General features: G+C 61.3%; 18 protein-coding genes. 5 read left to right on the forward strand and 13 right to left on the reverse strand.

What is annotated here, in order from left to right:
• Positions 1–124: 124 nt before the first annotated feature.
• Both pgeF and rluD read right to left on the reverse strand, forming a co-directional pair.
• Positions 125–847, reverse strand: a complete 723-nt coding sequence (pgeF, locus tag ABV589_RS10455; RefSeq protein ID WP_367085759.1) for a peptidoglycan editing factor PgeF — start codon at positions 845–847, stop codon at positions 125–127.
• Entirely contained in the window at positions 844–1806 is a 963-nt protein-coding gene (gene rluD, locus ABV589_RS10460) for a 23S rRNA pseudouridine(1911/1915/1917) synthase RluD (protein ID WP_007963852.1), read from the reverse strand. The genes pgeF and rluD overlap by 4 nt, the downstream gene beginning before the upstream one ends.
• 150 nt (positions 1807–1956) lie before the next feature.
• On the opposite strand from rluD, the gene ABV589_RS10465 reads away from it, so the two are divergent.
• The 4 genes from ABV589_RS10465 (at position 1957) to ABV589_RS10480 (ending at position 6262) form a co-directional block, all read left to right on the forward strand.
• Positions 1957–2979 (forward strand): outer membrane protein assembly factor BamD, encoded by a 1023-nt coding sequence (locus tag ABV589_RS10465; RefSeq protein WP_007963851.1) that lies wholly within the window; start codon positions 1957–1959, stop codon positions 2977–2979.
• Between the two features lie 127 nt (positions 2980–3106).
• Positions 3107–3340: a PP0621 family protein gene (locus tag ABV589_RS10470; protein ID WP_367085760.1), complete on the forward strand. Its 234-nt coding sequence runs from the start codon at positions 3107–3109 to the stop codon at positions 3338–3340.
• Complete coding sequence (locus ABV589_RS10475) at positions 3330–4919, forward strand: ATP-binding protein (protein WP_367085761.1); 1590 nt, start codon at positions 3330–3332, stop codon at positions 4917–4919. Before ABV589_RS10470 ends, ABV589_RS10475 begins: the two co-directional genes overlap by 11 nt.
• Positions 4916–6262: a sigma-54 dependent transcriptional regulator gene (locus ABV589_RS10480; protein WP_367085762.1), complete on the forward strand. Its 1347-nt coding sequence runs from the start codon at positions 4916–4918 to the stop codon at positions 6260–6262. The genes ABV589_RS10475 and ABV589_RS10480 overlap by 4 nt, the downstream gene beginning before the upstream one ends.
• 89 nt (positions 6263–6351) lie before the next feature.
• Here ABV589_RS10480 and thiO read toward each other — a convergent pair whose 3' ends face one another.
• Genes thiO through ABV589_RS10515 form a run of 7 tightly spaced genes read right to left on the reverse strand, consistent with a single transcriptional unit; the run spans position 6352 to position 13114 of the window.
• The gene (gene thiO, locus ABV589_RS10485) at positions 6352–7452 is read right to left on the reverse strand and encodes a glycine oxidase ThiO (protein ID WP_367085763.1); all 1101 of its coding nucleotides are present in this window, start codon (positions 7450–7452) and stop codon (positions 6352–6354) included.
• A gap of 57 nt (positions 7453–7509) precedes the next feature.
• On the reverse strand, positions 7510–7911 hold the full coding sequence (locus ABV589_RS10490) for a type IV pilin protein (RefSeq protein ID WP_007963842.1): 402 nt from the start codon (positions 7909–7911) through the stop codon (positions 7510–7512).
• A 15-nt stretch (positions 7912–7926) separates the two neighbouring features.
• Positions 7927–11007 carry a PilC/PilY family type IV pilus protein gene (locus ABV589_RS10495; RefSeq protein ID WP_367085764.1) on the reverse strand — a complete coding sequence of 1027 codons (3081 nt, stop codon included), beginning with the start codon at positions 11005–11007 and terminating at the stop codon, positions 7927–7929.
• Positions 10994–11473 (reverse strand): PilX N-terminal domain-containing pilus assembly protein, encoded by a 480-nt coding sequence (locus ABV589_RS10500; RefSeq protein WP_367085765.1) that lies wholly within the window; start codon positions 11471–11473, stop codon positions 10994–10996. Before ABV589_RS10500 ends, ABV589_RS10495 begins: the two co-directional genes overlap by 14 nt.
• A gap of 11 nt (positions 11474–11484) precedes the next feature.
• Positions 11485–12198, reverse strand: a complete 714-nt coding sequence (locus ABV589_RS10505) for a prepilin-type N-terminal cleavage/methylation domain-containing protein (protein WP_367085766.1) — start codon at positions 12196–12198, stop codon at positions 11485–11487.
• A complete protein-coding gene (pilV, locus tag ABV589_RS10510; protein WP_367085767.1) occupies positions 12195–12644 on the reverse strand; it encodes a type IV pilus modification protein PilV in 450 nt (149 codons plus the stop codon). The genes ABV589_RS10505 and pilV overlap by 4 nt, the downstream gene beginning before the upstream one ends.
• The gene (locus ABV589_RS10515) at positions 12641–13114 is read right to left on the reverse strand and encodes a GspH/FimT family pseudopilin (protein ID WP_007963832.1); all 474 of its coding nucleotides are present in this window, start codon (positions 13112–13114) and stop codon (positions 12641–12643) included. Before ABV589_RS10515 ends, pilV begins: the two co-directional genes overlap by 4 nt.
• A gap of 131 nt (positions 13115–13245) precedes the next feature.
• On the opposite strand from ABV589_RS10515, the gene ABV589_RS10520 reads away from it, so the two are divergent.
• Complete coding sequence (locus ABV589_RS10520; RefSeq protein WP_367085768.1) at positions 13246–13812, forward strand: GspH/FimT family protein; 567 nt, start codon at positions 13246–13248, stop codon at positions 13810–13812.
• Here ABV589_RS10520 and ispH read toward each other — a convergent pair.
• The 4 genes from ispH to ileS all read right to left on the reverse strand — a co-directional run bounded on the left by ispH (position 13769) and on the right by ileS (position 18729).
• Positions 13769–14713, reverse strand: a complete 945-nt coding sequence (gene ispH, locus ABV589_RS10525) for a 4-hydroxy-3-methylbut-2-enyl diphosphate reductase (RefSeq protein WP_367085769.1) — start codon at positions 14711–14713, stop codon at positions 13769–13771. The genes ABV589_RS10520 and ispH overlap by 44 nt on opposite strands.
• A gap of 234 nt (positions 14714–14947) precedes the next feature.
• Positions 14948–15385 carry an FKBP-type peptidyl-prolyl cis-trans isomerase gene (gene fkpB, locus ABV589_RS10530; protein WP_177325639.1) on the reverse strand — a complete coding sequence of 146 codons (438 nt, stop codon included), beginning with the start codon at positions 15383–15385 and terminating at the stop codon, positions 14948–14950.
• 7 nt (positions 15386–15392) lie between these two features.
• On the reverse strand, positions 15393–15905 hold the full coding sequence (gene lspA, locus ABV589_RS10535) for a signal peptidase II (RefSeq protein WP_007963824.1): 513 nt from the start codon (positions 15903–15905) through the stop codon (positions 15393–15395).
• A complete protein-coding gene (gene ileS, locus ABV589_RS10540) occupies positions 15898–18729 on the reverse strand; it encodes an isoleucine--tRNA ligase (RefSeq protein ID WP_367085770.1) in 2832 nt (943 codons plus the stop codon). Before ileS ends, lspA begins: the two co-directional genes overlap by 8 nt.
• Positions 18730–18742 lie beyond the last annotated feature (13 nt).

Consider the following 18742-nt stretch of genomic DNA (forward strand, 5'->3'; position numbering starts at 1 on the left):
CCTTCCTTTTGAGCAGGCCGGACCTAAAAACCATCCTGAATAAAGAAACCTGCCAGATACCACTGTAGATGCGGTCGATTCTGGGAGATTCAAGCGTCAGCGAGTTGATTCAGGTCAGGCAAGTCTAGCGGGTGAGCCAGACAAGGGAGGCGAAACGGCCAGTGCGCGACGCACGGCGGTAAGAAAAGAAGCGCGGATCGGTCACAGTGCAGAAACCGCCGCCATAAACCGCAGTGACACCGCGTTCAGCCAGACGCAAGCGCGCCAGCAGATAGATGTCAGCCATGAACTTGCCAGCATTGTGGCTGGGGACGAAGGCGGATGCTGCTTCCGGCAATTGATTGACGAAGACTTCGCGGACTTCCGGGCCGACTTCAAAGGCCTTCGGGCCAATAGCCGGACCGAGCCAGACCAGTACGTCCGCCGCAGCGGTGTCGAGATGATCGAGGGTAGCTTCCAGTACGCCCGCCGCCAAACCGCGCCAACCAGCGTGAGCCGCCGCGACGCGAGTACCGGCACGGTTGCAGAACAATGCCGGCAGGCAATCTGCGGTCATCGCCGTGCAGGCAATCCCGGGAGTCGCCGTCCAACTGGCATCGGCGGTGGCAACCACGCCCGGATCAGCATGGGCCACGGCAATCCCGTGCACTTGCTGCAACCAGGCAGGCTGTATAGAGAAGTGTTCGGTCAGACGCCGACGATTCTCGGCGACTGCTTCCGGGCGATCATCGACATGATCACCCAGATTGAGGCTGTCGAACGGCGCCTCGCTGACACCCCCCTCGCGGGTGGTGACACAGGCCCTGACGCTGGCCGGCGCAGGCCAGTCCGGCGTCAGCCAGTTCATCCGACGAAGGCCTCGCGATCCTGCTTGAGCAGGGTCAGCAGCCAGACGAAATCTTCCGGCAGCGGCGATTCCCAGCTCATGCGCTCACCGGTGGTCGGATGATCCAGCTCGAGGAAACGCGCGTGCAGGGCCTGACGCGGGAAGTGCTTGAGGGATTCGACCATGGTCGGGTTCGCGGCCGGCGGAATGCGGAAACGACCGCCGTACGCCGGGTCGCCGACCAACGGGAAGTTGATGTGCGACATGTGCACGCGAATCTGGTGGGTGCGGCCGGTTTCCAGTTTGACCCGCACATGCGTGTGGGACCGGAAACGCTCCAGCACGCGGTAGTGACTGACGGCCGGCTTGCCGCCTTCCATCACTGCCATGCGCTGGCGCTGCTGACCATGACGGCCGATCGGGGCGTTGATCTTGCCCCCGGCGGTGACGACACCGATCACGATGCACTCGTAGATCCGGCTGACACTGCGGCTTTGCAGCTGGGCAACGAGCTTGGTCTGCGCCTGAATGGTCTTGGCCACCACCATCAGACCGGTGGTGTCCTTGTCCAGACGATGCACGATCCCGGCACGCGGGACATTGATGATGTCCGGCACGTGGTGCAGCAAGGCATTGAGCAAGGTGCCATCGGCGTGGCCGGCAGCCGGGTGCACCACCAGGCCCGCAGGCTTGTTGATCACCAGGATGTCGTCGTCTTCATAGACGATGTCGAGCTCGATGTCCTGGGCGATCCACTCGCCCTGGGCTTCCTGCTCGGCAGTCAGCTCAAGGATGGCACCGCCATGCACGATGTCGCGCGGGCGGATGACCGCCCCGTCCACAGTCAGGCGACCTTCTTTGATCCAGGCGGAAAGGCGCGAGCGTGAGTGCTCAGCGAAGAGTTGGGCGGCGACTTGATCGAGGCGTTGGCCGCCCAAATCGGACGGCACCTCTGCGCGAAGTTCAATTTTATCGGACATGCTCTGACTGGCGTCGGCACAGCCTTTGGTTTCGGCTGCGCGCTTGTGGTTAAATACGGCGTCTTTTGCCCCGAGGCTTTTCAACGGGGCGCTCATCATAACAGGACGGCCCCGCCCAAGACAGCGGCCGTCATAGGGACGCAAGCCGCCATGCAAGTGAAACACCTGCTGCTGATCGCCATCCTCGCATTGACCGCTGCTTGCTCATCGAAGGAAGTCGTAGACGAAAACCTCAGCGAAGCCGAGCTGTATCAGCAGGCTCAGACTGATCTGGACAACAACAGCTACACCAGCGCCACAGCCAAGCTGAAGGCCCTGGAGTCGCGTTATCCGTTCGGTCGCTACGCCGATCAGGCGCAGCTGGAGCTGATCTACGCCAACTACAAGAACGCCGAGCCGGAAGCTGCAAAGTCCGCCGCCGAGCGTTTCATTCGTTTGCATCCGCAGCATCCGAACGTGGATTACGCGTACTACTTGAAAGGTCTGACCTCTTTCGACCAGGACGTCGGCCTGCTGGCGCGCTTCCTGCCGCTGGACATGACCAAGCGTGACCCGGGCGCTGCCCGCGACTCGTATAACGAGTTCGCCCAGCTGACCAGCCGCTACCCGAACAGCCGCTACGCGCCGGACGCCAAGCAGCGCATGATCTACCTGCGCAACCTGCTGGCCGCCTACGAAATCCACGTAGCCGACTACTACCTGACCCGTCAGGCCTACGTCGCCGCCGCCAACCGTGGCCGTTATGTAGTGGAAAACTTCCAGGAAACCCCATCGGTCGGCGACGGCCTGGCGGTGATGACCGAGGCTTACCAGCGTCTGCACCTGGACGATCTGGCCGCCACCAGCCTGGAAACCCTGAAGCTCAACTACCCGAATCACCCGAGCCTGAAAGACGGTCAGTTCGTGCCATCGGTCGCCGAAGCCGACAACCGTTCGTTCCTGAGCAAGGCGACGCTGGGTCTGATCGAATCGCGTCCACCGCTGCCGCCGGGAGAAACCCGCGCCAACCAGGACGTGCAGAAGCAATTCCAGGACGCGAAAGACGCGATCCCGAACGAGCTCAAGCCTAAAGACGAAAACGGTGACGTGATTGAAGAAGAACATCACGAAGCCGCAGGCAACAACGATGACCGTTCGTGGTTCAGCTACATGACCTTCGGCGTGTTCGACTGATCACACCGGGCGTCACAAAAAAGGGAGATCTGCGGATCTCCCTTTTTCATTGCCGCGCATTAATAGTCTGTGCGCTTGCCGGCTCCTTGGCTAAACTGCCGAATCATTAGCCGAAAAGCCGCCCATCATGCTCCGTTTACTGTTCTGGATTGTCCTGATTTTTGCTGCGGTATGGCTGTGGCGAAAATTCAAGGTGCCCGCCGCTTCCGCCCAGTCGCCCCGCGAGCAAGACGCCGCGCCGATGGTGCGCTGCGCCCATTGCGGCGTGCACCTGCCGCGCGATCGCGCGCTGAACCTTCAGCAACAGTGGTATTGCAGCCAGGCTCACCTTGAGCAAGGCCCGGGCACCAGTGATCGCTGAGGCCGCCCACGCCGACAGTAAACAGGCGCAGCGCCTGCTGCGTCTCTATCATCTCTACCGTTTGAGCGTCGGCATCACCCTGGTGCTGTTGATCTCCAGCAACATGGACAACCGCCTGCTGACCTCGGCCGACGACGACCTGTTGCGCAGCGGCAGTTGGTTGTATCTGGTGCTGAATATTCTGCTGGTGGTGTTCCTCGAGAACACTCGCCGCCCGGCGCAGCTGTTCAGCCTGGCGCTGGTCGATGTGCTGCTGCTGTGCGGCCTGTTCTACGCGGCGGGCGGCGTCGCCAGCGCCATCGGCAACCTGCTGATTGTCTCGGTGGCGATCGCCAATACCCTGCTGCGCCGCCGCATCGGCCTGCTGATTGCCGCCATCGGCGCTCTCGGCATTGTCGCTTCCAGTTTCCTGCTGGGGCTCAGCCAGCCCCTGAGTGCCAACAATTACCTGCAAGCCGGGACCCTCGGTGCCCTGTGTTTTGCCGCTTCACTGCTGGTACAGGGTCTGGTGCGGCGCCTGGAAGTCAGCGAGACCCTCGCCGAACAGCGCGCCAGCGAGGTGGTCGGCCTCGAGGCCCTCAACGCCCTGATTCTGCAGCGCATGCGCACCGGCATTCTGGTGCTCGACGAACAACGCCGGGTGCAGTTGGCCAATCACAGCGCGAAAAGCCTGCTGGCGCAGTCGCACCTTGAGGGGCATTTGATCGATGACTACTCGCCGACACTGGTCGAGCGCCTGCAACTGTGGCTGAGCAACCCGACCCTGCGCCCGCAGAGTCTGAAAATCCCCGGCAACGGTCTGGAACTGCAACCGAACTTCATCGCCCTCGCACAGAGCCCGAACCAGCAGACCCTGGTATTTCTCGAAGACCTTGCACAAGTTGCCCAGCAAGCCCAGCAACTCAAGCTCGCCGCGCTCGGGCGCCTGACCGCCGGCATCGCCCATGAAATCCGCAATCCATTGGGGGCCATAAGTCACGCCGCGCAGCTATTGGGCGAGTCCGAGGAACTCGATGGCGCCGATCGGCGTCTGACGCAGATTATTCAAGACCACTCCCAGCGCATGAACCGAGTCATCGAAAATGTCCTGCAACTGTCGCGTCGCCAGCAGAGCGCTCCGCAACGCCTGGATCTCAAGCCTTGGCTGGAACACTTTGTTGCCGAGAGCCGCGAACAGGCGAACGAGCGCCAGTCGATTCATTTGCGGATCAATTCCGGGGACTTCATCACGCTGATGGACCCCGACCAGCTCACGCAGATTCTCGACAATCTGTTACGCAATGGCTGGCGACACAGCGCCCTGCTGCATGAGCAGGCCGAGGTCTGGCTGGCGTTGTTCATCGATCCTGACAGCCAGCTGGCGGTGCTCGAAGTGCAGGACAACGGCCCCGGTGTGCCGCCCGATCAGCAGTCGCATCTGTTCGAACCGTTCTTCACCACCAGCAGCCAGGGCACCGGCCTTGGGCTTTATCTGTCCCGTGAGCTGTGCGAAAGCAACCAGGCGCGCCTAGACTTCAAACCACGCCAAGGCGGCGGCTGCTTTCGCATCACCTTTGCTCACGGACGGAAACAAAGTTGAACACGAGCCCACGGCAAAAAATCCTCATCGTCGACGACGAGCCGGATATCCGCGAACTCCTGGAAATCACCCTGGGACGGATGAAACTCGACACCTTCAGCGCGCGCAATCTCGGCGAAGCCCAGACGTTGTTGCAGCGCAATGCGTTTGATCTGTGCCTGACCGACATGCGCCTGCCTGACGGCACGGGGCTGGACCTGGTGCAGCACATCCAGCAGCGTTATCCACAACTGCCGGTGGCGATGATTACCGCGTATGGCAGCCTGGAAACCGCGATCAACGCCTTGAAGGCCGGAGCCTTCGACTTCCTCACCAAACCGGTTGATCTCACGCGCCTGCGTGAACTGGTCAGCACCGCGTTGCGCATGCCTGCCGCCGGCGGCAGCGTCACCTCGATCGACCGCCGACTGCTGGGCGACTCGCCCCCAATGCGCGCTCTGCGCAAACAAATCGACAAGCTCGCCCGCAGTCAGGCTCCGGTCTACATCAGCGGCGAATCGGGCAGCGGCAAAGAGCTGGTCGCGCGGCTGATCCACGAACAAGGGCCGCGCGCGCAACAGCCGTTTATACCGGTCAACTGCGGGGCGATCCCTTCAGAGCTGATGGAGAGCGAGTTTTTTGGCCATCGCAAAGGCAGCTTCACCGGCGCGGTGGACGACAAACCGGGGCTGTTTCAGGCCGCGCACGGCGGCACCCTGTTTCTCGATGAAGTGGCGGATCTGCCGCTGTCGATGCAGGTCAAGCTGCTGCGGGCGATTCAGGAAAAAGCCGTGCGCAGCGTCGGCGGCCAGCAGGAAACCGTGGTCGATGTGCGCATTCTGTGCGCCACGCACAAAGACCTGGAAGCGGAAGTCGCCGCCGGGCGCTTTCGTCAGGATCTGTATTATCGGTTGAACGTGATCGAACTGCGGGTGCCGTCCCTGCGCGAACGGCGCGACGACATCGAAGTGCTGGCTGCGCACATGCTCCAGCGTCTGGCCAGCAACAGTGGCCAGCCGGCAGCCCAACTGCACCCGCAAGCGCTTGAAGCACTGAAGCGTTATCGTTTTCCCGGAAATGTGCGAGAACTGGAGAATGTCCTCGAACGCGCGCATACGCTATGCGAAAACCAGGTGATCGAGGCCGAGGATTTGCGCTTGAGCGAAGGAAGTTGCGCAGTCGAGGGCGGCATTGCCGACCTGACGCAGATCGATAACCTTGAGGATTACCTGGAAAACGTCGAACGCAAACTGATTCTGCAGGCGCTGGAGGAAACGCGCTGGAATCGTACGGCGGCGGCGCAGCGTTTGAGTCTGTCGTTCAGGTCGATGCGCTATCGGCTGAAAAAACTCGGTCTGGATTGAGCCTTTAAAAGATCGCAGCCTGCGGCAGCTCCTACATGGGAATGCGTTCCCTGTAGGAGCTGCCGCAGGCTGCGATCTTTTGCTTTTGCTTAAATGCGTCCCTCTGGCGCATAAGGCGCCGGATCAATAATCGGTGCACGCCCCAGCATCACATCGGCAAACAACTGACACGACGCCGGCGCCAGCACCAAGCCATTGCGGTAATGCCCGCAGTTCAGCCACAAACCCTCAAACCCCGGCACCCGGCCGATATACGGGATTCCCTCCGGCGAGCCCGGGCGCAAACCGGCCCAATGCCCCACCACTTCAGCCTCCGCCAGCGCCGGCAGCAGCTCGACCGCCGAAGCCTTGAGACTCTCCAGCGCAACATCGGTCGGGGTCTTGTCGAAGCCTTCATGCTCCAGCGTACTGCCGATCAGGATGTGCCCGTCGCGACGCGGAATTGCATAGCGCCCTTTGGCCAGCACCATGCTCGGCAGAAAATCCGCCGCACACTTGTAGAGAATCATCTGGCCCTTGACCGGCTCGACCGGCAGCGTCAGGTCCAGCGTCTTGAGCAGATCACCGCTCCATGCCCCGGCCGTCAGCACCACTTGATCGCCGCTGATCAGGCCTTTCGACGTTTCGACGCCAACCACCCGCTCGCCTTCGCGCACAAACCCGCGAACTTCGCATTGCTCGTGAAGGGTCACGTTCGGCAGCGCCAGCAAAGCGGCTTTCAGCGATTTGACCAGACGCGGGTTACGCACGTTGGCCACGTCAGCCATGTAGATCGCCCGGGAGAACCCGCCGCCCAGCACCGGCACCGCATCGTGCGCCGCCGAGATATCCACAGCCCGCAGCGGACGGTTTTCCCGCTCGGCCCAGGCCAGCGCTTCGGCTTCATCCTCCAGATCCAGCCAGTACAGGCCGGTGGTGTGCACCTCGGGATCAACCCCGGTATCGGCAAACAGCCGCTCGCCCAGCTGTGGATAAAAATCCTGCGACCAATGCGCCAACGCGGTGACTGCCGGGCTGTAGCGCCACGGGTAAAGCGGCGAAACGATACCGCCGCCGGCCCAGGACGATTCCTGGCCGACGTTCGAACGATCCAGCAGCACCACGCTGCGCACTTCGGAGGCGAGGTTGTAGGCGGTCAGCAGGCCAATCACCCCGCCACCGACAATCACCACTTGCTGTTGCCTGGTCATGTTTGATCCAACCGTAAAAAAGACAGTGGGCGCAAAAGGCGCCCTTGAGAAGGTACCTCAGCGGCCCCAGCAATCCTTGGTGGTCAGCCCGGTGGTTGCGTTGTTCATGCTTCTGACACCGGTGTTGGTCAGGGTGAAGTCCCCGCACTTGTCGGTGGCCATGGCAGTGCCAGCCTTGCGGGTGGCGGTCAGCAGGAAGGTCTGGTCAGCGATCGTCGGGGTGATGGTGTAGAAATCATTGCCCGTGCTCAGACCGGTGATGCCGGTGTAGACGTTGTTTTTGGTATAGAAACGCTCGAGGCTCTGCGCCTGCTCCGAGAGCAGCGACACCACTTCGGCACGCCGGCCCTTTTTCAGGTACTCGGTGTAGCTCGGTGCGGCGATGGTGATGATGATCCCGATGATCGCAATCACGATCATGATTTCGATCAGGGTGAAGCCTTGGTTGACTCTGCGCATGCCTCAAACTCTCAATTACTGTATTTGTCGCCACATGATACGACGGCTGCCGCCGCCGGATTTTTCCACCAGTGTGGTCACGGTGCCACTGGAATCGTTGACGATCTTGCGCGTCGCGCCATTGACGATGGCGTTAAGGGTCGGAATCCCGCCGGTGAACACCACGCCGCTGGAAATCGTATCGTTACTGTCGACCACGCCATCGGCGTTGGTGTCGAGCACTGCGTAGTTGAGCATCTTACCGCTGAACGCATCGAGTTCGACCAGTTTGCCGGTGCCAAAACTGGCACACGGGTCGGTGGTGTCGACACTGGCAGTGGTAAACACGATGCGCCCGAGCACCAGACTGGCCTGATTGATCACCCGCTCGCCGGTCAGCACGTTGTTGTACACCAACGGCAGATACCAGCCCTTCTCCCCCGGATAGGTCGTGTCGTTCTGGCTGGTGGTGATGAACTGCCCGGTGCTGCCGGAGAACACTCCGGTCACCGCCTGCGCCTGTAGGCTGCTGACGGTCAACTGGCCGGAACCGCCGTCGGCGTCCCACACCGAGTAGAACGCCTGCAAATCCTTGTTGGTCTTGTCGGCGGTTTCGTTGAATTTGCCGGTGCCGACAAAGATCTGTTTGCCTCCCAGCGAATTGTCCGCCAGCAACGGCTGCGCGGTGATCGGCTGGGTCGCCCCGCCCGCCGTGGTAAACAGTGGTTTGCCGGAAAACGCCACGCCCCAGCTGTCGGTTGACGTCGCGCTCAGATCGAATTTCCACAAACGCCCTTTCAAGTCACCGCCGTAAGCGGCCTGCACCACGTTCGACGAATTGACCTTGAGCTTCACCGACGACAGGCCATTGGTGGTTTCGGTGCTGTCGATCACGATCTTCTTGATCAACGAACCGTCACGCACATCCAGCACATACAACGCCGCCACCCCGGAGTTGCTTCCATAACCATTGGCAATGAATGCCGCCCAGCGACCATCGGCCAAGCGTGCCACTTCCGGCCGCGCATAGGCGTAACCCAGATCATTAAAGGCGTTGGCAGTGTTCGCCGTGGCAGGTGCACTGACTTCCCACAGGGCATTGAGCACATTGCCTGCGGACGCGTCGAACAGTTGCAGCGCGTAGAACGTCTTGCCGCCAGCACCGGTGCCGCCGATGGCCACGGTTTTCCAGGCACTGTTGAACTGAAGGTCGTAAACCCCGACCTGACCGTCCACCAGAAACTTGTGGCTGACGCCATTGATGTACGCCGGATCGGCAATCAGCCGCAGCGACGGCAACACGCTGGACGGCATGTAGGCATAGCGCCGGGTGCCGTTGGCCGAGTTGATCACGTTGACGAAACCGTCGTTGGCATTCACCACCAGATTGGCATTCATGTTCGCCGCTTTGGTGGTCAGGTACGTGGTGTAGGTGGTGTCGCCCGAGAGGTCTGAGGCGGTTTTGTCGCTGGGCGAGGCCAGCACCAGCGGCGAGTTGATGATGTCGCCGAGCAACACGCTGCGCACTTTCAGCCCGGTCTTGTTGGTGCCCTTGCTCCACTCCACCAGATCGTTGCCGCTGATGCCGGTGGGCAGGCTCTGGCTGAGGGTCGTCTGCTGGGCCGCGGAAAAGTTGCCGTAAGCCAGGGTGACGGCGGCGTTACTGCTGGTGTTCCACGATTGATAAGTCGGTGCGGTCGCGCCCGGCACGATCGTGGTATCGGTGGTCCACAACGCTGCGGAGGTATTTACCGCGCCGGCCGAAGTGAAACCAAAGGACTTGATCGTGCCGCGCCAGTCCTTGGGGTCGTAGCTGGTCTGGAAATAACTGGTGCCACTGGCCAGCGTGGTGCCGCTGGTGACCCCGCTGCCGCCGGAGCCGGCCTTGGAGGTGATGTCGCTCAACGCCGAGGACAGCGCGGCATTTAGGCCCGTGCTATCGGTCGCCTGGTAATACTTGCCTTGCCCGTAAGCGGCGGCGTCCGAGAGCATGTCGTTGTCGGCGGTAAAACCGACGGTGTAGGTGTTCATGTTCTGTTTGGGAAAATCCGCCAAGCCCCAACTCTTGCCCGCGAGATCGGTGCCTGTCGAACGCATGTCGATGTCGAAGGCGAACTTGGCGATGTCATCCAGATACAGCGTGTCACCCTCGTTGTCGCCATTGAGGTTGTTGCCATCATTATTGATGCCGTCCCAGTTCGGCAGACGACTGCCACCCAACGGATCGTTGGTCGGGAAGGTGCGATCGTAGGTCGGCAAACCGTCAGTGATCACCACGCCGTAGTTCTTCTGGCAACGGTACTGGATCGGGCTGGTGTAGGTCGCCGGCGTGCTGTTGTAGTACGGCGTCATGCCGCGCATGTAGCGGGTGATTTCGTAATAGGTTTCCGCCAACGGCGTGTTGGCGACGGCGCCCAGGGCGTTGATCGAAGAAATCAGCGCGTTGTAGTTAGTGTCGGCTTGCGCCTGGGTCACGCTGCCGGAGACCGGTGACAGGTCGCTGATGGCGCGGGCGATGTAACCGCCGTTGCCGGGGTTGTTGCTGGTGACCGGATTGAAGGTCGACAGGCCCATGCGCAAGGTACGGTTGCTGGTAACCAGCGCGGTGGATACGTTGCGCGCCACGTTGATCCGGTAGTCGTTGGGGATGGATCCGGTGGTGAAGTCGCGGTTGCTGCCGTTCGCAAGCCCCACCAGATAGGCGATGTAGTCCCCGGTGTAGCGCGTGTTGCCTCCGCCGACCGGGTCCGGCAATTTCAGGCACTGCGGCACCAGACTGTTGTTGTAGAAGGCAAAGGCTCCGCCAGAGCAACCGGCAGTCGGCAGGTTTGACAGAAACACCGGATCGCCGGTGATCGCCGTCGAACTCAGGCACAGTCCGAGCAGCGCATTACATTGCCGGGCCGGGGTGCGCGTGACCGTCGGATCGAAGCCCGCCGCGTAAATGATGCTGTTCATGCTGCCGGAATCGTCGATCAGCAGCATCACGTTGGGCGGCACCGCAGCCGCGCTCAGCAGTGGCGAATCGGACGGCGTGAACGCATACGCCGGCGCTGCCAGATACAAACCCAGCAGCATCCCCGTCAACAGCGTCCAGTAGCGCTCAATACTTCGCATAGACACTCTCCACCACACTGCGCGAAGTACCAGCAATGCCGACAGCGGTCACTCGATACAGGGTCGCCGAGGTGTTGCTCGGCACGTTGACTGCGGTCAGGGTGGTGCCGATGTTCTGCACCCCATAAAAGCCGTTGCCGGCGGCGATCCACGTGACTCCGGAAGTCGAATTGAGCCCCGCCGCACTGACCACCGAAGACTCTGCCGGCGGCGCACATTGTGTCGTGCTGGCACACACCGCCAGTGAATAACTGTCGAGCTGCACCGCACTTTCGCCGATACGCAACGCCGCCTCGGCGGTCTGGAACGACTGATTGCGCAGGCTTACACTGCCGGCCATTTTTTCCTGCAGGTTGGCGCTCTGCATCGAGGACAGCCCGATCAAGGTCAGCAACAACAGAAACACCAGACTGACCAGCAACACCATGCCACGCTGGTTTTTCCGCTGGTCGAAAGTCATCCTCATCGGCCCGGCCCTCATTGCAAGCGGTTGCGCAAAGCGGCAACCACGTTGAAGGTCTGATTGGCCACCCGGTTGTTCGGGTCGGTGAGGGTCAGGCTCAGGCGCACACTGCGGATGCGCGCCGGATCGCTGGGGTTGGCGCTGTAGGAGGACGCCGCGACATCGGTAGCGGACGTCGCCAGGCCAAACATCACGGTGAACGCGCTGACGTTGTTCACCAGCACCTGCTGAGTCGGGGTACCGCTGCCGGTGCCCATGAGGATCTGGTTGTTGCTGAAGCTGTAGATCAAGCGACGGATCGGAAAGGCGATCTGCCCGCTCGCCGCAGCACGCAACCCGGTGTAAGCCGTGGCGCTGTTACGACAATCGGAAACCACCGTCCAGGTCGGTGTGCCGCCATTGCCGCCGACGTCGGCGGTAACCAGCGTCAGCTTGAGGTTGCTGTTGTCCCAACTGATCGGGGTGATCTGCGCCGCGTTGAAATCCCCTGCCGAGCTCGCGTCGGTAATCGCGCCCAGACAGCCGAACATGCCGACCATGCGCAGCTCCTGAATCATCTTGCTCAATACGAAGCGCGCGTCTTCCTGCATCGCGGCAGCGGTGTTCTGGCTGACGTAAGTGTTTTTAGCGGCGAGGAACGTCTGCACTACGCCCAGCACGATGATCAGGCCCAGTGCCAGAGCGATGAGCATTTCGATCAGGCCGAAACCACGGTTGGCGTGCTTCATGGTGTGGCCACCGGATCGACCGTGGCACGACTGCTCAGAACAAAACTGCGCGTGGTGCCGGTGGCATTCGCCGCCCGTGAGTCATTCCAGTTGATGGTGATGGTGTACACCCGCTGATTGACGGTGATCGTGCCGGTGGCGGTCGGTCCGCCAAAATTGACGATGTTGGTGGTGAAATCGTAGAGATCCTGATCGCGGGCGACACTGAGATTGCCCGAAGTCGGCGGCGTGACGGTGTAATCGGCAGCGGCATTGGCGCGGATGCGGTCCATCATGTCGTAGGCGATGAAGCTGGCCTGACTGGTCATTCGCGAGCTGTCGGTATATTTCAGCGCATTCACTTGAACGGCTGCCGCGCCCAATATGCCAACGGTCAGAATCAACAACGCGACCAGCACTTCGATCAGCGACATGCCCTTCTGTGCCTGTTTGCTCCCTGCCCTCATCCGCAACTTCCACCCGATTGAATTCGTCCGTTCAGACACACGTTCAGCGTCCTGCTTTGCGTTCCCAGCACGTAACTGATGACCACCGCCGTTGACGGCGCCGCCAGACCACCCAGATTGTTGAAATCCAGTGCGGTCACTCCTGAGGGTAGCGTCAGAGTCGCGCCGCTGCTCATCGCTGGAACAACCCGCAATACATTGGCCGGAGTGCCAGTACTGTCGTAAACCGACAGTTCGCCTGTCCACACGCTGCCGCCGGCGCTCGGGCGCAAGCGTGTGGTCACGCCACGATCAATCGCCTCCAGCCGCGCATAGTTGATGGCGCGCTGCAGGTCGCCCATTTCGGTGTCGGCCTTGCTGCTCTGGATCGAGCGGGTGAACCCCGGCACCGCCAGGGTTATGAGGATCACCATCACCGCGACCGCAGCCAACAATTCGGGCAGCGTGAAACCTTTTGTACGATGATCCATCGATGCCCTCCGTTGCCGTCGGCTATACCTGCTTCTACAAACTAGAACATTCAACCGGCCTGCGTCGGTTGATTTGCCCTGCCCGGCGAAAAGGATCGCGCCGGGCTTCATGCTCCACGGAGGGAATCGTCATGCCGCAACAGGGTTTCAGCCTGATCGAATTGCTTATGGGACTGGCGATTGGCGCAATTGTTCTGGCGCTGGTCAGTCCGGCGTTTGCCGCCTTCAGCGAATCGACGCAGCGCGACCAGGCGGCGCAGTCGCTGCTCGACGGAATTCGCAACGCCCGCACCCTGGCCATCACCCGCAATCAGAACGTGGTGATCCATGGCATCAACGGCGACTGGAGTCAGGGCTGGAGGATCATTCTGGATATCAGCGGCAAGGGGCCGCAGGACAGCAGCAATCCGCTGCTGGTGGAGCAAGCGAGTGACGGGCGGACACCGATTGTCGGCAATTGGGCGGTCAGTCGTTATGTGCGCTTCAGCAGTCTGGGACAACCACTGATGCCCGGGCGGGCGTTTCAGGCAGGGACATTACATATCTGTTCGGCACGCGAGCCGGTCAGCCAGCGCCAGGTAGTACTGGCGGCAACTGGCCGGGTGCGCCTGACCAGCGCGAAGGCTGAGCAGGCGCTGTGCCTGAAGAAGAGCGTCAGATCGAGCGCACGCGCAGCTCTTTCGGCATCGAGAACGTGATGTTCTCTTCGCGGCCGGCCAGCTCGTCGGCACCGGTCGCGCCCCACGCCTGCAACTGCTGGATCACGCCCCGCACCAGCACTTCCGGCGCGGAAGCACCGGCGGTGATGCCAATGCGCTCGACACCGTCGAACCAGCTCTTCTGCAGGTCTTCGGCGCCGTCGATCAGGTAGGCCGGCGTGGACATGCGCTCGGCCAGTTCGCGCAGGCGATTGGAGTTGGAGCTGTTCGGGCTGCCCACCACCAATACCACGTCGCATTCGTCGGCCAGTTGCTTGACCGCGTCCTGACGGTTTTGCGTGGCGTAGCAGATGTCGTCCTTGCGCGGGCCACCGATGGCCGGGAAACGTGTGCGCAAGGCATCAATCACGCGACTGGTGTCGTCCATCGACAGGGTGGTCTGGGTCACGAACGCCAGTCTTTCCGGGTCACGCACTTGCAGTTCGGCTACGTCTTTCTCGTCTTCGACGAGGTAGATCGCGCCGCCATTGCTGGCATCGTACTGGCCCATGGTGCCTTCGACTTCCGGGTGACCGGCGTGGCCGATCAGGATGCACTCACGGCCGTCGCGGCTGTATTTGGCGACTTCGATGTGCACCTTGGTGACCAGCGGGCACGTGGCGTCGAAAACTTTCAGGCCACGGCCGGCGGCTTCGCTGCGTACGGCTTGAGAAACGCCGTGAGCACTGAAGATCACGATGACGTCGTCCGGCACCTGATCCAGCTCCTCGACGAAGATCGCGCCACGGCTGCGCAGGTCTTCGACCACGAACTTGTTGTGCACCACTTCATGACGCACGTAGATCGGCGGCCCGAAGACTTCCAGGGCGCGGTTGACGATTTCGATCGCCCGGTCCACGCCGGCGCAGAAGCCACGGGGGTTGGCGAGTTTGATTTGCATGCTGTGCCTCGTGTCTTGCGCGCAAGAAATAGCGAAAACGGTTGAAAACATTGTGGGAGCGAGCCTGTTGTGGCGAGGGGATTTACCCCCGATCGATTGCGAAGCAATCGTCAAAACAGTCAACGCTTTCCGGTTCTGAATCGCGGTGATCAGATTTGGGGGCGCTTCACACCCCATCGGGGATAAATCCCCTCACCACAAAAGCCCGCTCCCACAGTGGTTTTGCAGTGTGACTCAGATCGCTTTGACGTTGATGATCTCGACATCAAAGGTCAGCGTCTTGCCGGCCAGCGGGTGGTTGAAGTCAATGGTCACTTGCGCGTCATCGAACTCTTTCACCACACCCGGCAGCTCAGTATTGGCCGCATCATTGAAGATCACCAGCAAACCCGGCGACAACTCCATGTCGACGAACTGCGAACGCGGGATGATCTGGACGTTTTGCGGGTTCGGCTGGCCGAAAGCGTTTTCCGGCTCGACGGTCAGCGTACGCTTGTCGCCGGCCTTGAAGCCGAACAATGCCGCTTCGAAACCCGGCAGCAGATTGCCGTCGCCGACCTTGAAGGTCGCCGGAGCCTTGTCGAACGTGCTGTCGACCGTGTCGCCGTTCTCCAGGCGCAATGCAAAGTGCAAAGTGACTTCCGTGTTCTGGCCGATGCGTTGCTCAGCCAATACCTGTTCAGTCATGAACGGCTTCTCCGGTTTTCTTACTTTTGAACATGTCCAGTGCGAGCATCACCGCACCGACGGTGATGGCGCTGTCGGCGAAGTTGAACGCCGGGAAGTACCAGCGGTTCTGCCAGTGCACCAGAATGAAGTCGATCACATGGCCCAGGGCAATGCGGTCATACAGATTGCCCAGCGCACCGCCCAGCACCAGCGCCAAAGCGACAGCCAGCCAGGTATCGTTGCGGCCCAGACGCTTGAGCCAGACCACCAGCACCGCACTGACCACGATCGCGATCAGGGCGAACAGCCAGCGCTGCCAGCCGGAGCTGTCAGCCAGGAAGCTGAACGCCGCACCGGTGTTGTAGGCCAGGGTCCAGCTGAAGTAATCAGGAATGATCACGATCTGCTGGAACATTTCGAGCTTGCCTTCGAAGTAGAACTTGCTGGCCTGGTCAATGACCAGAACCAGCAAACTCAACCAGAGCCAGCTCAACCGTCCGAAACGGCCAACGGCGTTAGGCATAGTGACGAACCTCGCCGGCGCCGCTGATATTGTCGACGCAACGACCGCAGATTTCCGGATGCTCCGGGTTTACGCCGACGTCTTCGCGGCAGTGCCAGCAACGCGCGCATTTCGGGAAGGCCGATTTGACGATCTTCAGTTTCAGGCCGCTGACTTCGGTGGCTACCGCGTCCGCAGGGGCCTGAACGAAAGGTGCCACGCTGGCAGTCGAGGTGATCAGGACAAAGCGCAGCTCGTTGCTCAGCTTGGCCAGGTCGGCGCTCAGCGCGTCTTCGGCGAACAGCGTCACTTCGGCTTGCAGGTTGCCACCGACGGCTTTGGCCGCTCGTTGGATTTCCATCTCTTTGTTGACCGCCACCTTCACTTCCATGATGCGATCCCAGTAGGCGCGACCCAGCTCGAAGCCTTCCGGCAGCTCGGTCAGGCCTTCGTACCAGGTGTTGAGCATCACCGACTCGTTGCGCTCGCCCGGCAGGTACTGCCACAGCTCGTCAGCGGTGAACGCTAGGATCGGCGCGATCCAGCGCACCAGCGCTTCGGAGATGTGGAACAGCGCGGTCTGGCACGAGCGACGGGCCTTGCTGTCGGCGCCGGTGGTGTACTGGCGATCCTTGATGATGTCGAGATAGAAACCACCCAGCTCCTGCACGCAGAAGTTGTGGATCTTCGAGTAAACGTTCCAGAAACGGTATTCGCCGTAGTGCTCTTGCAACTCGCGTTGCAGCAGCAGGGTACGGTCAACGGCCCAGCGATCCAGTGCGAGCATGTCTTCAGCCGGCAGCAGGTCGGTGGCCGGGTTGAAACCGGTCAGGTTGGAAAGCAGGAAACGCGCGGTGTTACGGATACGACGATAGGCGTCCGCGCTGCGTTGCAGGATCTGCTCGGACACGGCCATTTCGCCGGAGTAGTCGGTCGACGCAACCCACAGACGCATGATGTCGGCGCCCAGGGTGTCGTTGACTTTCTGCGGCGCGATCACGTTGCCCAGCGATTTGGACATCTTGCGGCCGGACTCGTCGACGGTGAAGCCGTGGGTCAGCAGCTCGCGGTACGGCGCGTGGTTGTCGATGGCGCAACCGGTCAACAGCGACGAGTGGAACCAGCCGCGGTGCTGGTCGGAACCCTCCAGGTACAGGTCGGCGCGCGGGCCGGTTTCGTGGCCCATCGGGTGCGAGCCGCGCAATACGTGCCAGTGCGTGGTGCCTGAGTCGAACCAGACGTCGAGGGTGTCGCTGATCTTGTCGTACAGCGGCGCTTCGTCGCCCAGCAGTTCGGCGGCGTCGAGTTTGAACCAGGCTTCGATGCCTTCGACTTCAACGCGCTTGGCGACTTCTTCCATCAGTTCGACGGTGCGTGGGTGCAACTCGCCGCTTTCCTTGTTCAGGAAGAACGGGATCGGCACGCCCCAGTTGCGCTGACGGGAGATGCACCAGTCCGGACGGTTGGCGATCATCGAGTGCAGGCGCGCTTGGCCCCAGGCCGGAACGAACTTGGTGTCTTCGATGGCTTTGAGCGAGCGCACGCGCAGGGTATCGCCGCTGACCGGTTCCTTGTCCATGCCGATGAACCACTGCGCGGTGGCACGGTAGATCAGCGGGGTCTTGTGGCGCCAGCAGTGCATGTAGCTGTGTTCGATGACGGTGGTGTGCATCAGCGCACCGACTTCGGTCAGTTTTTCGACGATGGCCGGATTGGCCTTCCAGATGAACTGGCCGCCGAAGAACTCCAGCGACGGCACGTACACGCCGTTGCTTTGTACCGGGTTGAGGATGTCATCGTTGACCATGCCGTACTTCTTGCAGGTCACGAAGTCGTCCACACCGTAGGCCGGAGCGGAGTGAACCACGCCGGTGCCAGCGCCCAGTTCGACGTAGTCAGCCAGGTACACCGGCGACAGGCGGTCGTAGAACGGGTGACGGAAGTTGATCAGTTCCAGCGCCGAACCCGGCGCGGTGGCCAGTACGGTGCCTTCAACGCCGTAACGCGCCAGGCAGGATTCAACCAGCTCTTCAGCCAGGACCAGCAGCTTGTCGCCGATGTCGACCAGCGCGTAGTTGAATTCCGGGTGCACGTTCAGCGCCTGGTTGGCTGGGATGGTCCACGGGGTGGTGGTCCAGATCACGATCGAGGCAGGCTTGCCCAGCGACGGCAGACCGAACGCGGCGGCCAGTTTGGCCTCGTCGGCGATCGGGAAAGCCACGTCGATGGTCGAGGACTTCTTGTTCTCGTACTCGACTTCGGCTTCGGCCAGCGCCGAACCGCAATCGAAGCACCAGTTCACCGGCTTCAGGCCCTTGAACACGAAACCGCCCTTGACGATTTCGGCGAGGGCGCGGATTTCGCCGGCCTCGTTCTTGAAGTCCATGGTCTTGTACGGGTTGGCGAAGTCGCCCAGCACGCCGAGACGGATGAATTCGCTCTTCTGCCCTTCGATCTGCTCGGTGGCGTAGGCACGGCACAGCTCGCGGGTCTTGTCCGCGCCCAGGTTCTTGCCGTGGGTCACTTCAACCTTGTGCTCGATCGGCAGGCCGTGGCAGTCCCAACCCGGAACATACGGCGCGTCGAAACCCGACAGGGTCTTCGAGCGGATGATCATGTCCTTGAGAATCTTGTTCAGTGCGTGACCGATGTGGATCGTGCCGTTGGCATACGGAGGGCCGTCGTGGAGGACGAACTTCGGACGATCCTTGCCAATCTCGCGCAACTTTCCGTACAGGCCAATACTGTCCCAGCGCTGCAGGATCTGCGGTTCGCGCTGTGGCAGGCCGGCCTTCATTGGGAAGGCGGTGTCCGGAAGGTTTAGCGTGGCTTTATAGTCGGTCATTTAAGGCTCTTCA

Source organism: Pseudomonas sp. HOU2, assembly GCF_040729435.1.
In the GTDB taxonomy this organism is placed as follows: Bacteria; Pseudomonadota; Gammaproteobacteria; order Pseudomonadales; family Pseudomonadaceae; genus Aquipseudomonas.